Source organism: Candidatus Manganitrophaceae bacterium, assembly GCA_016200325.1.
Taxonomy (GTDB): Bacteria; Nitrospirota; Nitrospiria; order SBBL01; family Manganitrophaceae; genus Manganitrophus.
This window is the reverse complement of sequence record JACQEZ010000016.1, coordinates 214,687-229,093: the sequence shown is the minus strand read 5'-3', so window position 1 is coordinate 229,093 and position 14,407 is coordinate 214,687. Positions and strand designations below refer to the sequence as shown.

At 54.9% G+C, this 14,407-nt stretch carries 11 protein-coding genes; 5 read left to right on the top strand and 6 right to left on the bottom strand.

Features of this window, described 5'->3' with window-relative positions; all coding sequences use genetic code 11:
* Positions 1-375: 375 nt before the first annotated feature.
* From HY282_13995 to HY282_13980, 4 genes are all read left to right on the top strand, one after another.
* Positions 376-1,380: a hypothetical protein gene (locus tag HY282_13995; protein ID MBI3804864.1), complete on the top strand. Its 1,005-nt coding sequence runs from the start codon at positions 376-378 to the stop codon at positions 1,378-1,380.
* Positions 1,380-3,440, top strand: coding sequence for a hypothetical protein (locus HY282_13990; GenBank protein MBI3804863.1), 2,061 nt, complete (start codon positions 1,380-1,382; stop codon positions 3,438-3,440). Before HY282_13995 ends, HY282_13990 begins: the two co-directional genes overlap by 1 nt.
* 18 nt (positions 3,441-3,458) lie before the next feature.
* Positions 3,459-5,309, top strand: coding sequence for a UvrD-helicase domain-containing protein (locus HY282_13985; protein MBI3804862.1), 1,851 nt, complete (start codon positions 3,459-3,461; stop codon positions 5,307-5,309).
* Between the two features lie 274 nt (positions 5,310-5,583).
* On the top strand, positions 5,584-6,582 hold the full coding sequence (locus HY282_13980) for an SMP-30/gluconolactonase/LRE family protein (protein MBI3804861.1): 999 nt from the start codon (positions 5,584-5,586) through the stop codon (positions 6,580-6,582).
* A 2-nt stretch (positions 6,583-6,584) separates the two neighbouring features.
* Here HY282_13980 and HY282_13975 read toward each other — a convergent pair whose 3' ends face one another.
* From HY282_13975 to tadA, 3 genes are all read right to left on the bottom strand, one after another.
* On the bottom strand, positions 6,585-7,724 hold the full coding sequence (locus HY282_13975) for a response regulator (protein MBI3804860.1): 1,140 nt from the start codon (positions 7,722-7,724) through the stop codon (positions 6,585-6,587).
* Between the two features lie 225 nt (positions 7,725-7,949).
* Entirely contained in the window at positions 7,950-8,507 is a 558-nt protein-coding gene (locus HY282_13970) for a YqgE/AlgH family protein (GenBank protein MBI3804859.1), read from the bottom strand.
* 198 nt (positions 8,508-8,705) lie between these two features.
* Positions 8,706-10,661 (bottom strand): Flp pilus assembly complex ATPase component TadA, encoded by a 1,956-nt coding sequence (tadA, locus tag HY282_13965; protein MBI3804858.1) that lies wholly within the window; start codon positions 10,659-10,661, stop codon positions 8,706-8,708.
* 403 nt (positions 10,662-11,064) lie between these two features.
* Between tadA and HY282_13960 the strand changes: the two genes are divergently transcribed.
* Positions 11,065-11,403 (top strand): PilZ domain-containing protein, encoded by a 339-nt coding sequence (locus HY282_13960; protein MBI3804857.1) that lies wholly within the window; start codon positions 11,065-11,067, stop codon positions 11,401-11,403.
* Here HY282_13960 and HY282_13955 read toward each other — a convergent pair.
* The 3 genes from HY282_13955 to HY282_13945 all read right to left on the bottom strand — a co-directional run bounded on the left by HY282_13955 (position 11,400) and on the right by HY282_13945 (position 14,399).
* Positions 11,400-12,068, bottom strand: a complete 669-nt coding sequence (locus HY282_13955; protein ID MBI3804856.1) for a tetratricopeptide repeat protein — start codon at positions 12,066-12,068, stop codon at positions 11,400-11,402. The genes HY282_13960 and HY282_13955 overlap by 4 nt on opposite strands.
* A 161-nt stretch (positions 12,069-12,229) precedes the next feature.
* Positions 12,230-13,027, bottom strand: a complete 798-nt coding sequence (locus HY282_13950) for a cytochrome c3 family protein (protein MBI3804855.1) — start codon at positions 13,025-13,027, stop codon at positions 12,230-12,232.
* 13 nt (positions 13,028-13,040) lie between these two features.
* Positions 13,041-14,399: a phosphoglucosamine mutase gene (locus tag HY282_13945; protein MBI3804854.1), complete on the bottom strand. Its 1,359-nt coding sequence runs from the start codon at positions 14,397-14,399 to the stop codon at positions 13,041-13,043.
* Positions 14,400-14,407: the final 8 nt, after the last annotated feature.

Below are 14,407 nucleotides of genomic sequence, written 5' to 3'. Positions count from 1 at the left end.
AACAGTGTTCATATAATGACGAATTGGTATGTTTATAAAGCTGTTGATAAGCTGTTGACAATGAGTAGGGCATATGTTATAAATAAGAGCTGTCCGACAAGCATGGAGTGATGGTTTTAGAACGGTTAAATGATGTTCTTTTTTTCGTTTTTTGCTCAATCTGTTTCCTCTGTTATACCTGGGTTTTTCGGAATAAACCACTCCTGAATTGCTTCACACTTCACCACCATCCCGGCGCTGACCCGTGCGCTTAATAGGCCCTTTTGGGCGAGGCGCTTGGCCGATCCATCCCTAAAATCTGCCGAGCGAGGATTAACAAGGTCATGGCATCCCACGATGAACGCGTTTGAACGTTGTGGGAGAGAAGGAGAGAAGATGAACGTGAACGTCGCAAAAAAAGAATCGGTCGAAACACTTCAAAAAGAAAACCAGGCGCTTCGGAATCAAAACGTCGCGCTGTTGGGAGATGGCGAGGTCTTCATTCGCCGAGACGCCTCCGGCATCATGCGGGCGTGTAAGATGCCCGTTTCCCTTTCCGAGCGAAACAAGGAAATTCAGAGGATCGGCGAGCACTGGATGATCACCTCGGCGGGATCGGACAAATTGAACCAGCTCCCCGGTTTGAATATTATGACCCCCCCTTCGGTGGTGGTGGATGGCAAGGAAGTCTCGAACCCTTATATCGAGCGGCATCCGAAGACCCGGGCGATCCAGTCGGTTTACGTCCGGAAGATCATCTTCGGTCCCAATCCGATCGGGAATATGGTCGGGGTCGATTATACCCTCTTCTTCAACGTCTATACCTATTTTTTGCAGGACCTGCAGGTGAAAGTCCGGCGCTACCCGGTCTGCGGCAGCTATGGGATGAAGGAAAAGCCGCCGACCGCACTGAGTCCGGAGCGTCCGGGACGGTCGCTGGTTTTCTTCGAAATTGAAGATCCGGTCGGGTTGTGGGTCGATCTCTCGCACGGCGAGATTCAGGAGGTCTTCAGCCAGCATGTCAGCCGCCAGAAGTTCGGCGACCGCCATGCTCAATCGATCTGCACCCGGAACGCGCTCTTAAAGCATCCGGCCATTGCGGCAAAGACGGTCGAAGTCCATAACGGAATCGCCAAAATTACCGTCTACGGCTTCAAGCATGATTTCGATTACAAGAAGTTTGCCGACATCGGCGAGAAGATCGGAAAGGGCCAGGTTGATCCAAGAGAGGTCGAAGTCGAGCAGGCCATTGAAGAGGCGCGATTCGAGGAGGTGAGTCTGGAAGGATCGCTCGAGGGAGACGAGTATGGTGCGATTCCTGCCGATGACGAATCCAACTCTCCCCGTTCGGTAGACCCGTCTGCCGCTTCAAATCAAAAGAAATCTCCGAAGGAGGACTAATGCCGAAGCTCGCACGGGTTCGTCTTCATAACTTCAAGGGCAAGCGCTCCGAGTGGGCGCTTGCCCCGAAGATGCTTTTGATCGGGCCGAACGGCACCGGCAAGAGCGCGCTGCTCCAAGCGGTCACCGTCGGCATTTTAGGCTATGAGCCGCGGCTGGGGAAAACTCCGGCTTCGGTGGTTCAGCTTGCCTCCGGAAAGGAAATGTCGGTGGAGATCGAGACCGAGGGAAAGTTTATTCTCCACCGGACCTTCAAGCTAAATTCCGAAGGGATCTCAACGTCGGTTCGGGTCTCGCCCCATAAAGGCGAGCGCAATATGGCCGAAGCGCATCGGCGAATCGTCGAGGAGATCGGCGATTTTACCGTTTCGTTCGATTTGAGCACATTTCTCTCCCTCTCCGATGCCAAGAAGCGGTCGACCCTCTTTGAGCTCTCTCCGGCAAAAGGGCTGGGATGGGATAAAGCACGACTGAAGAGCCAAGTGGTCCAAATCGTCCGCGCGCCGGTCAGCTCTCTGACCCTTCATGCTTGGATCGACAAAGCGCTCTCTTTCTGGTCGGACCGAGACGATTTACAGACGAACTTCGATCGAATATTGATCCATTTAAAAAAAGAGTACTCTCTCTGGCTTCTCCGAAAAAGAGAGGGAGTTTCGGCTGCCCGCCGGATGCTCCAGGCGCGCAATCAAGGGGTGCTGATTCCCTCGGATACGACACGGACGACGCAGCGGGAGATCGAGGAGCTAACGGAGCGAATCGTTAACATTCGTGAAGAGCTGGCCAAAGACCATGAGCGCCGGAAGGCGGCCGAGGCGCGGGGCCGGGAGATCGAAGCCTACCGGACTCAACTGGAGAACTGGCGCTCCGGTGTCGTCTCCGCCGAGCAGATGCAAACGCGGTTATCCGAGTTGCGGGAGCGCTCCTTCGATCGCGCCTCGCTTGAATCGGAGATCCGACAGGCCGAGCGGGAAGCGCAGGCGCTCCTCTCGGAGATCGAAAGGGAAGAGAAACGATTGAGCGAATCGAAGCTCTCTTTTGAGATAGCGGAACGGGATCTCTCCCGCGCCGAGGCGATCCGGGGACGCTGCCCGGTCGTCGAAGGGGTCGACTGTCCGGTCGACTTCGCGCCGGTCATTACACAGGGCCGCCACCGTCTTTTTGAACAGGAGAGCTCCCTGGCGGAGGGTGAAGCGGCCCAGTCGGCGCGGTGGGAGCGCTTCCGGCTGCTTCAGGAGACGCTCGGGCGGCTCCAAGCGAAATGCCAAACCCTGGCCGAGGAAGCGCGGGCGGCGCAGGCAGAGATCGGCGCTTGGGAAGAGATGCTTCAGCGCTTGCTGCGTCAAGAGGACGAGGGGAAACGGCTGGAGGAGATCCTGGCACGGCTGGAGGTGGAGGAAGCGGGCGACAGCGGCTATGCCGACCCCGACGATCTCCTCTTACAGAAAGAGGGGCTGGAGCGGCACCTGGAAGGGCTGAAGCGGCAATTGGCCGAACAGGAAGAGCAGCGCTCCCTCTGGATTGCTTATCAGCAGAACCAGGTCGATCTGAAAAAGGCCGACGCTCACATCGAAGCCCTCAAGCAGTTAATTACGGCGCTCGGCCCCAAGGGGCTCCAGGGGGAGATGATGAAGGAGCAGCTCCGCCCGATGACCAAGATCGTCAATGATCTGTTGCAGACGATCGATCCCGAAAAGGAGATTGTCTTTCGCTTTCAAGACGCGCGGGGGAATGAGGTCTTCGAGATGGGGTGGAAGCAGGAAGAGCGGTTCATCCCCTTTGAGGCGCTCTCCACCGGTGAGCGGGTTCTTTTCTCGGCCGCTTTGATGACGGGGCTGATTCTGCTTCGCGAGCCGCGCTGCCGGCTGCTCCTGGTCGATAATCTTGAAAGCGTCGATCTTCCCCATCGGCGCCGATTTATCGAGGCGCTCTCGACCTTCGTCGATGAAGGACACCTCGATCACTTCATCGCCGCAGGGGTTGAGGGGATCCCTCCAGGAGATGCGGCGCGCCTGGGGGTGAAGGTTGTTTCAATGGTCGATTCGGCCAAGACATCCGCTTAATGAGAGGACATGCAGGATATGGGCGAAATACGCCAAACACGATTAATTGAAACTCTGAACGAAGCGCAGCGCCAGGCGGTCGAAAGCCGCGCGCCGGTCATTCTCGTGAACGCAGGGGCCGGCAGCGGGAAAACGGCGGTCTTAAGCCTCCGCTTGGTCCGTTTGCTGAGGGAAGGGATCTCTCCTTGGAATATCCTTGCCCTCACCTTTACCCGTCACGCCGCCGGAGAGATGCGCCGGAGAATCGAGTCGGAGATCGGCGAGCAGCGGAAATTGAATCTCCTCACCTTCCATGCGTTTGCCGCCTCCCTGCTGGAGCGTTGGGGAGAGCTGCTCGGATATAGACGGAACTTCACGATTTACGATCAGGCGGATCAGGTCGAACTCATCCGGGGGATCCTTGATGAGCAGGGAATGCGTTTTGATCCGACCGATGTGATCCGCAAGATCCAGGAAGGCCGGTTCCCGGCCGACCATCCGATTCTGCGCGAGTACCACCGCCGACTCAAGGAGGGGAATGCGTTTGACTATCGGGGACTTCTTCAATCGGCCAACTTCCTCCTCCGTGAGAAAGAGGCGGTCCGGGAGGCTTACCGCGCGCGCTTCACCCATCTCCTGGTGGATGAGGTTCAAGACACCGATCCCGACCAGTGGGAGATGATCGATCTGCTTCAGCCGGCGCATCTCTTCCTGGCCGGGGATGACTACCAGAGCATCTACCGTTTTCGCGGGGCGAAGATCGACCATATTCTTTCTTTCCCGAAGACCTTTCCCAATGTGGAGGTGATCCGGCTTGAGCAGAATTATCGCTCGACGCTGCCGATTGTCGAGGCGGCGAACCGTCTCATCTCCCACAATCGCCATCAGCTGTCGAAGCGATTGAGGACCGACTGGGCCGGATCCCTGTCGGTGTCGCTGCTTCAAGCCGACACGCCGGAAAAGGAGGCCGAAGCGGTTGCCTCGGTCATCCGTCGCGATTGTGAAAAGGGAGGGTCTCGGCCGGCCGACATGGCGATCCTTTATCGGACCCATGCCCAGGCGGTTCCCCTGGCACGCGCGCTGCAGCTGCGCAAGATTCCTTATCAGATTGTGACCTCTTCGTTCTGGGAGAAAGAGGAGGTCCGCCATCTTCTGGGTTTAATGATCGTTCTCCACAATCCCGGAGATGACTATCATTTGAGGAAAGTATTGCCCTCGGCGGAGTATGCGCCGGAGGTTCTCTCCGAGTTGAATCTGGAAGCGGCCCGGACGGAGCGCCCGCTCTTTGAGATTCTTCCCTCTTCCTGGTTCAAAGAGCACCTTCTCGATCTGCAAGAGAAGCTGTCGCGGGGGGATTATCCAACCGCCCTCGAATTGGCCCAAGAGCTCGACCGTCGGTTTGAGTTCACCGAGCGTTATCGGAAGGAGGGATTCCCTCTCAAAGAAGCCTCCCTTCAGAAGCTCTTTCAAAAGATCGGCCGGTGGCAAGAGGAGAACCCGGAGGATCACTCTCTGGCGGCTTTCTTACGGTGGCAATTTACCCGGTCGGTCCAAGACGAGCTGCGCGATGAGGAAGACTCCGTAAAGCTCCTGACGATTCATGCCGCGAAGGGGCTGGAGTGGCCGACCGTTTTTCTCTGCGGCTTGGAACAAGGACTTTTTCCCCTTCGCCCGGCCCTCTCTTCGCAAGAAGAGCTGGAGGAGGAGCGCCGCCTGATGTATGTGGCGATCACCCGCGCCAAGGAGCGGCTCTATCTCCTCTGGGCCAAAGAGCGGAACCGTTTTGGCAGAGCGGTGAAAAATCGGCCGAGCCAATTTCTCACCGAGATGATCGGAAGCCTCTCCTCCCCCCAATCCAATCCGAAATCAACACCGAACACTTCCGACTAGAGGTGTCCGTCGTCGATTCGTGTCCGCGGCGCGCGGTTTCGCTTGCGCCGCTTCGTCTCCTTCCCGTAGAATGTGTTTTCAGCGGATCGGCGGGGTCGGCGCATCTCCCCGACCGATCTGCTTCACCGCAGAGGAGACCGTGAGACGGCTGAATTTTCTGATTCTACTTTTGTCCCTTCTTTTGATGGCGTGTTCCTTGCCCGCTTCTCCGGATCGGATCCTTTCTGCATCGACACCGGATCGAAGGGTATTTCAAGGCGCTATTGAAAAGATTGTGTCGATCGTTGCAGGATCGGGCCAGCGCGGTCTTCAAAACGGGCCGGCGATGGTCGCGCGATTCGATTGGCCGACCGGGGTTGCGGTCAATCGAAAGGGGGAGCGCTTCATCGCCGATTATGACAATCATGCTATTCGGAAAATTGACCGCTTCGGCTGGGTGACGACGTTTGCCGGCCAGGGGATCGCCGGTTTCTCCGATGGGGGAGGAGAAGAGGCGCGCTTCCATGGACCGAATGCGATCGCCATCGACTCCGACGACAATCTCTATGTCGCCGATGCCGATAATTTCCGAATCCGGAAGATCACGCCGAATGGGATTGTCTCCACGGTGGCAGGGAGTGGAAAACAGGGGAACAAAGAAGGACCGGCGTTGGAATCGGAGTTCGTCTATCCGACCGGAATCGCCGTGGCGCCGGATGGAAGCCTTTATGTGGCCGATCGGGGAGCGCATCGGCTTAAACGGGTGGCGGCGGGAATGGTCATGATTGTCGCGGGGACGGGGGAGGCCGGACATTACGACAGCCTCTCTTACTTCGCAAAATTCAACCACCCGACGGCGCTGGCGTTCGATGACGTCGAGAATCTCTATGTGGCCGATTCAGGCTCTCATACGATCCGGCGAGTCGACCGGCAGGGGGTGGTGACCACGGTTGCCGGCTCGGGTCAGCCGGGCTATAAGGAGGGACTCCGAGAAGAGGCTGAATTTTCATGGCCGACCGCTGTGGCGGTCGATCCGGAAGGGAATCTGATCGTTGCAGACAGCAAGAATCATCGAATCCGGAAAATTCTCCTTCCGCAGGGAAGGGTGACGACTTTGGCAGGAGATGGTCAGCCGGGATTTATCGACGGCGCCGGAGGGTTGGCCCGCTTCGATTTTCCAACGGGAATCGCGATCGATTCTGCGGGGGGACTGACCATCGCCGATTCCGGAAATCACCGTATTCGCGCGGTTCTTCCCAGTGGGCTTCGCGTCGATCGCCGCACTTTCCCATAAGATTAGAGGTCGGCAAGGAGGGCCGATTTTAAGAGAACGCGATCGTGCTCCGCTTCAATCGTCTGGATGAGGGCATCCACCACTTTTGGATCGAATTGAATTCCGGAGCAGTGCTTCAGTTCCGCGACCCCTTCTTCTAAGGTGAGGACCTTTCGGTATTCATAAGGATAATCGGACACCATTGAATCGAATGCATCCGCCACGGCGATGATGCGTGCCAGGAGAGGGATATCCTCTCCCCCGATCCCATCGGGGTATCCCTTCCCGATGTAATACTCGTGGTGATGCCGGATCAATGCAAGGATGTTCGGGGAGAGATTCAGCGGGGCGACCAGACTGATACCGATCTCCGGATGTTTTTTCATCGCCTCCATTTCTCCCTCATTGTATTCTCCTTTTTTCCCTGTGATTTTGAGATCGATCCCAAGCTTTCCGATATCATGCAGGTAAGCGCCAATCTGAAGCTCCTCTTTTTCCAAATCGGTCAGCCGGAGACGTTGAGCGATCAGGTAAGAATAGTAGTTCACGCGGCTGGAATGCCCATGCGCATAGGGGTCTTTTCTCTCGACGGTGTCGATGAGGGCCCGGATAAATTCAAAATGATTGACCCGGCGTTCCTCCTCGACATCCTGTTCGGTTTGCTCAAACATTTTTTTTGCTTTTTCAAGAAGGGAGCCATCCGTTTCAAGCATCTTAATTCCTTGGGTGAGCTCCTGATCGATTCCGACCACCTCGCCAATCTTCGTGAGAAAGGTCTTCAGCTGGTCGATTTGCCGCTTTCTGCCGGTGGCTTGGTTGACCGCCGAGAGGACATCCCCCATATTAAAAGGCTTCATCAGATAGGAGGAAGCTCCCAAATGGAGCGCATCGACCGCGGTTTTAAAGTCGCCATACCCGGTGATGATGATGACCTCTACATCCCCATGGAGTCGTTTGATTTGGCGCAGGACGTCGATCCCATGTAGATCTGGGAGCCGAAGGTCGACTGTCACCACGTCGATCTCTTTCTCTTGAAGCAGCGCCAGCGCCTTTTCCCCCAGGTCGACGGTGAGGACATCGAAGAAAGGGGAGAGAATCATTTCGAGCGATTTTCTCGGACCGAGCTGGTCTTCTACAATTAAAATCTGGGGACGTTTGTTCATCGTGCCCTCCAATAGAGATGGTTCGGCGGTTCAATTCACTCCCGCTTTGAAGAGCAAATCCCAGACCGTCTCTCCTTTAGTAAAGAAGCGAGACCGGTCATGGATTTTTTCCAAAATTTAATAAGATTGTGCACATTTTTGTTGCATCGGTGTGGAGTCGGGGACAGAGGCCGTCCCATAGGGGAGGGCGAATGGAAGCGTGCAGCGTTGTGAGATAAAGAAGCGTTAGTTCATGCTCGGATCTAGAGGCAGGGTGGCATAAAAAGCCCACTCTGTGCCAAGGCGGCGCATCATCTGAGGCCAAAGCAAAGTGGGCTCTGCATCAAAGATCAAATTGGAATCGGCCGGAAGCGGCCGCCAAGCGCCTATTTCCAACTCTCCTTCCAGCTGGCCGGCCGCCCATCCGGCATATCCAAGGTAGCAGCGTATTTCGCCGTTCGGGCCCAAAACACCCGGTGTTTTGAGCTCCTCCAGATCTTTTGCGAGGAAGACATCTTTGAGAATGGTATGGCCTTCAAAGAGCCCTTCGCTTCGACAGAGAATTAACATGCCATTCTTGGCCACAGGGCCCCCGGCATAGACGCAGTCGGAGCCGGTGAGCTTGGGAAAGTCTTCGATGAGGGCGGAGACCCCGACCTCCGTCGGACGGTTTAGAATCAGTCCCAAGGCCCCTTCCGTATTGTGCTCGCAAATGAGCACCACCGACTGCCGAAAATTGGGATCGCTCAGTATCGGCATCGAGATTAACAATTTTCCCTTGAATGTCTCCGCTGTCCGTTCCATAAAATCTCCATCTTTGCTGCGTCATTGGATAGAATTATCTTAACCCGACATTGCCCTCTTCGCAAGGGGGAGGAACATGTAGTCTAATGCCTGTTTGTAGAGACAAAGAGCGGTGTTTAGGCCTAAAACGGATATGGCGTTGCATTCTCTCTAAAGGTTAATTATCCCACTATGGTGTATTAAATTCGAACGTTTTGCTCAAAGGGACTGACCCAGCAATCCGTCAGGTACAGATGTCCGGCGACTTCGGCAGTAGGGACAGACCGACCACTCCGGATGGAGAAGTTTTCCACACGACCCGCAGACATAGGGAGAGGTGCAGCCGCAATGAGGACAGATTAAGAAATCGAGGTGAAGCGACCGGCCGCATTCGGGACAAAGACTTTTGAACGACTCCTCCATCTCGACGGCCCGCATGACCTCTCCGAGCGTCGTGGTCCCCTGCCGGATTTTTTGATGACCATCCTCTTCCATGGAGGTCATCCCGAGTGCGGTTGCCGTCGACCGGATCTCCTGATCGGTTGCCCCGGCGGAGATCCGCTCTCGCAATTTCGGAGAAAGGTCGAGAACTTCGAAAAGCCCGATCCGGCCTGAGAAGCCGGCATAGTGGCATTGGCTGCAGCCGCGCTCTTGAAACAAAGACCCTTCGGCTGCGGGTACAAGGACGGCCATTTTATTTGTTTCTAAGGGGTCGGACCGGCCCGCGGGGGCGGAAGTGGTCTCCACACGGCATTTCAGACAGAGTTTCCGAACCAGTCGCTGCGCAATGACCCCGGTCAGCGCCGACGAGACAAGATAGCGGGGGATGCCGATATCGACAAGCCGCGTGATGGTTGAGACCGCATCATTCGTATGAACGGTGGAGAGAACCAAGTGACCCGTCATGGCGGCGCGAAAGGCGATCTCTGCCGTCTCTAAATCCCGGATCTCCCCGACCAGAATTACATTCGGATCTTGCCGAAGGATTGATCGAAGGCAATTCGCAAAGGTAAGACCAATTTCAGGATTGATCTGAATCTGGTTGACCCCCTCGATGGTGTATTCCACCGGATCTTCAACGGTCGTCAGGTTGGTTGTTTCCGATCGCAGTTCATTAATCATTGCATAGAGGGTGGTTGTCTTTCCGCTCCCCGTGGGACCGGTGACCAAGATGATTCCTTTTTTTCTCTTGGTCATCTGATGGATGGCAGAGAGCCCTTTTTCGGGAAGGCCGATTTGGTCAAGCTGGATCATCATTTTCGATTGATCGAGAATGCGGAGAACAACCTTCTCCCCATGGTGGGTCGGCAGGGTTGAAACGCGTAGGTCAATCTCATGGTTTTCGGCCATGACCCGGACCGCCCCGTCTTGAGGCAGACGCCGCTCGGCGATATTCAGCTTGGCCAAAATCTTGATTCGAGAAACCAAAGGGGTATGATACCCCTTCGGGAGACGCATATCTTCCCTCATCAGGCCGTCGATTCGATAGCGGATTCGAAAGTCTTTCTGCTCCGGCTCAATATGGATGTCGCTTGCACGCAGCTTAATTGCTTTATTCAGGATCAGGTTGGCCAATTGGATGATCGGAGCGAGGCGGCTTCTCTCTTCCAGGGAGCGTGCTTCGGATTGCAGCAGGGCGCCATCGTCGAGCTGAGGAATGATCTGAATCGCGGCAGCGTTGAACTCTTTTGCCGAGGCCTCCACGATCTTTTCCACGGAGGAATCGAGATGATAGTTCTGCTCGATGGTCTCCAGGATGGCCCTTCGCGTTGCAATGATCGGATCGATTGCCATCCCGGAGTGGAATCGGAGGTCGTTAATCGACTCATAGTCAAGCGGGTCTGACATCGCCACTGTTAATTTTTTGTTTTGGATCTCGAGGGGAATGGCCAAATGTCGCTTGGCGAGTGCTTTAGGGATGAGCAGGAGAAGGCCGGGGTCGATCGGTATCATCGCCAACTCGGTATAACGCAAACCCAACTGGACGGCGAGAGATCGAGCGATTTGGGTTTCGGAGATCATCTGAAGATCGATGAGCACCTCTCCGAGTCGCTTCTTCATCTTTTTCTGCTCGTCCAGCGCTTGCTTCAGATGGTCTGGAGTAAGATGGCCGGTCTCAATGAGAAAATCGCCGAGTCTCCTTTTTTGCCCTTCCGTTCTGGTTGTATGATCCATCGGCCCCTCACGTGGAATGAAGGCGGCATCTCTCCGAACAAATGAGGAGATTCGGCCGCTCCGGTCGCTCGACTGATGAACGTACCTGGCTATGGTGAAGAAAAGGCGATCCCTTTTGCAGAGAGAGTCACGTTTTTTAATGTTAATAAAATCCGGAGGGCTGAAAAAAGGCGAAAAGGCAGCCTATGGATGCTTGAATGCAGACCTAGAAAAAATGATCATCTGTAAAAACTGGAGAAGATAGGAAAACATTCTATACAGGTTGAAAATGAAAAGTCAATGAATGTGATATTGCTCACTGCGCCCCGAATTGGGATACATAGAAGCGCGTCGAGGCGAAATTTCCGAGAGAGAATCGATCCTTGTCCTTGACAAAGCGGGTGGGTTTGTTTAGGCTGACAAAATGCAAGAGAAGCGCAAAGCAAGACGGAATGGTTTTAATTTCCAGGTGGTGCTGACCCAGGAGGGAGGGGAGCGCATTGAAGTGCTGCGCGCCAATGTCGGCTGGGGAGGGTTGGGCGGTTATACTCGGGATTTGGTTGAGGCAGGAAAATCAATTACCATGGAGATCTCCTTCCCTCAACGCTCGGGGGAAGCCGTTTCCGAGAAGCTACTTGGGAAAGTGACCTGGACGCGCCGGGATGGAAATTTCAATGCGTTTGGAGTTTCTTTTTCGGAGATCAATCGCGCTTCCTATCCTCGCCTGGTCTCATATCTCCAATATCTGGACCAAATCGGTTAGGTGTGGTCGTGGCCCAGCTCGATCCAAAGATCGGACTGGCGCTGCGAGGCCTGTTCGATATATTCTGAAAACTCCTCTTCATTTTTAGCCGTCGCCAGGAATTGATGGTAGTGAAAACGGGCCTCCGTTTTCCTGTCCAGCCGATCGAAAATGAGTCCCAGATAGTAGTGGACGATGGGTAAATTGGGATTCAGTCTAAGCGCCTTTTCCCACGCCTGGATCGAGGCGAAAGGCCGGCCCGACATGTAATAGGCCGATCCCAAGTTGAGGAAGGTTTCGCTCCAATCTGGATGCTGCCGAAGGACCTCTTCATATTCTTTAATCGACTCCATCCATTTCCCAAGATGAAAATAGGCCGATGCAAGATTATTTCTCGCTTCTCCAAAAGAGGGGCGTGCTTGAAGGGCTGTTTGATATTCCTCGACGGCCATCTGATAGTTTTCTTCTTGTGCCCAGAACCACCCTTTGGAAAAATGACCGTAAGCGGAATCAGGCGCGAGATTAATAATCTTCTCAAGATTCGTTTTATTTCGTTCGTAATTATCACTTCGGAGTGATTCCTGGAAAAGCGCCTCGACCTCCGGACTTTCATTTCCCCAAACAGGTTGGATGGAGGAGAAAAGCACCCACCCCCACAGGATTCCACGATAAAAAAAACGTTTCATCGCCTCTCCTTTCCTCTTACAACAACCATAACAAAAATCGGTAACCTGTCAAGAAAAGGGAAGGATTATAGAAAAGATGAAAGAAAAAGGGGGCAAAAAGCGGCCTCTCCTGGTATTCCTCTGAGGAGTATCGTTTTATGAGTTATGGCGATAAAGAGGTCTTACCGGTCGTGACAGACCAAGCAAAGGGACGGGGAAGGGGCCCTCAAAAAGGGGCGGATGCTCTCGTTGTGAGGGTTGTGGCAGCTGTCGCATTCCACCTTGCCGGACGTCGTCCGGACGAGTGTTGACAAAAGCTCCGGAGAGGAGACTTTTTCTTTCGGGAGATCCAGGTACGAAGAAGATCCTGTTTCGGGGAGAATATACCCCTCCGGGCGTAGATCCGGAAGCGTCCAGTAGCGAGCATAGGTGACGGTCGGATTTTCGGGGACAAATTGGCCGCTCGGTTTTCTCGGATATGGGATCGAGATCGGATGATCGACGCGGCTGAGGGGGGAGACTTCTCGCCGTGAGAGACCCCCGTCGTTGGAGATGAAGGCCGAGGCCCCGACGCGAGGCTGATCGACATTGATACCATGCATGTCTTTTGCCAGGGCCCCATCATGGCAGGCAAGACAGGTCAAGGAAGAGCCGGTCGGCTGGTTATAAGGATGATGCTTCGCTGGAAGATTGGCCGCAAGGTGGTAAGGGAGCGCCGCCCCCCGGTTCCACAAGGGCGGAGGGGGTGTTTTTCCCGCGGGAGCGGGCGACGACTCGGCCGGATTTTCTTTCGGAACGACGGCGAATCCAGGGAGGGGGTCGATGTGGCAAATGGCGCATGTCTTTGAAGGAGGAAGAGAGGGAAGGGCCAGGTTGTGCCGCGATCGAACGACGTCATCCAAAGGGGAGGCGTGGAGTATAGAGAGCCCTGCAAAGAGGGCTGTGAGGAGCGGAATGACCGTTAATCCCCATCGCTTCATCTCAGTGACGTCCTCACTTCGAGATACCGATTTTCCTTTGAACGATTTCGCCTAACTGATCGGCCATTGCGGTGATCGTTGCCTGATCTTCCCCTTCAATCATAATCCGTATCAACGGTTCCGTGCCCGAATATCGAATGAGAATCCTCCCCTTGTTTTTCAGCTTCTCTTCACAATGGGCGATTGCTTTCTCGAATTCAGGAATTTCGGAGATCTCCGGTTTTTTTTGAACCTTGATGTTCTTCAAGATCTGCGGAAGTGCGGTCATACAAGCGGCTAATTCGGAAACTTTCTTGCCGGTCCGTTTCATCAAGGAGAGAAGTTGCAACGCGGAGATGAGGCCGTCCCCCGTCGTATTGTAATCGAGAAAAATGACATGTCCCGACTGCTCACCCCCTAAGTTGTATCCGTCCTTGAGCATTCGTTCCAAAACATACCGGTCGCCCACCGGGGTGCGAACCACCTGAATCCCTCTCGCCCTGAGGGCCAGTTCCACCCCCATATTGCTCATCAGGGTCGTTACCAGCGTCTCGCCCTTCAGTCCTTTTTCCTCATGGAGGGCCAATGCAAAGGCAACCAGGAGTGCATCCCCGTCGACCACATTCCCCCGCTCATCGACCAGCACAGCGCGATCGGCATCGCCGTCGTGGGCAACCCCGACGTCGGCGCGCGTCTCGATCACCTTCTTCTGGAGCTCTTGTGGATAAAGGGCGCCGCAGTTGAGGTTGATGTTGGTGCCGTTGGGGGTATCGTTGAGAACGATCACTTCGGCCCCGAGTTCTCTGAGGACCATGGGTGTGACCTTATAAGCGGCGCCGTTTGCACAGTCGACCACGATTTTCAACCCTTGAAAATCGAGCCCTTTCGGAAGGGAGTTCTTCACGAACTCGATATATCGTCCCTCGACGTCTTCAATGCGAAAGGCCTTTCCGATTTCGGTCGCCGTCGGCCGAATATTGTCGATTTCTCCAGAGAAGATTAAGCTCTCGATCTGATGTTCCATCTCGTCGGGGAGCTTCAGCCCTTCACGGGAAAAGAATTTAATTCCATTGTCTTCAAAAGGGTTATGCGAAGCGGAGAGCATCACCCCGGCATCGACGCGAAGACTGCGGGCAAGAAACGCGACGGCGGGGGTGGGGAGCGGCCCGACCACAAGCACATCGACCCCCATCGAGCAGATGCCCGAGATGAGGGCAGATTCCAGCATATACCCGGAGAGTCGGGTATCTTTGCCGATCACAATGCGGTGGCGTCCCGCCTTATTTTTGAAGATATGGGCGGCGGCCCGGCCGAGCTTCATCGCCATCTCCCCCGTCATCGGTTCGATATTGGCGATCCCACGCACCCCATCGGTTCCAAAGAGTTTTCGCATGTTCACCC

Bases quoted from the DNA above. Each gene is read 5' to 3' on its own strand.
- HY282_13995 (MBI3804864.1), top strand. From the start codon at position 376: ATGAACGTGAACGTCGCAAAAAAAGAATCGGTCGAAACACTTCAAAAA.
- HY282_13990 (MBI3804863.1), top strand. From the start codon at position 1,380: ATGCCGAAGCTCGCACGGGTTCGTCTTCATAACTTCAAGGGCAAGCGC.
- HY282_13985 (MBI3804862.1), top strand. From the start codon at position 3,459: ATGGGCGAAATACGCCAAACACGATTAATTGAAACTCTGAACGAAGCG.
- HY282_13975 (MBI3804860.1), bottom strand. From the start codon at position 7,724: ATGAACAAACGTCCCCAGATTTTAATTGTAGAAGACCAGCTCGGTCCG.
- HY282_13970 (MBI3804859.1), bottom strand. From the start codon at position 8,507: ATGGAACGGACAGCGGAGACATTCAAGGGAAAATTGTTAATCTCGATG.
- tadA (MBI3804858.1), bottom strand. From the start codon at position 10,661: ATGGATCATACAACCAGAACGGAAGGGCAAAAAAGGAGACTCGGCGAT.
- HY282_13960 (MBI3804857.1), top strand. From the start codon at position 11,065: ATGCAAGAGAAGCGCAAAGCAAGACGGAATGGTTTTAATTTCCAGGTG.
- HY282_13955 (MBI3804856.1), bottom strand. From the start codon at position 12,068: ATGAAACGTTTTTTTTATCGTGGAATCCTGTGGGGGTGGGTGCTTTTC.
- HY282_13950 (MBI3804855.1), bottom strand. From the start codon at position 13,027: ATGAAGCGATGGGGATTAACGGTCATTCCGCTCCTCACAGCCCTCTTT.
- HY282_13945 (MBI3804854.1), bottom strand. From the start codon at position 14,399: ATGCGAAAACTCTTTGGAACCGATGGGGTGCGTGGGATCGCCAATATC.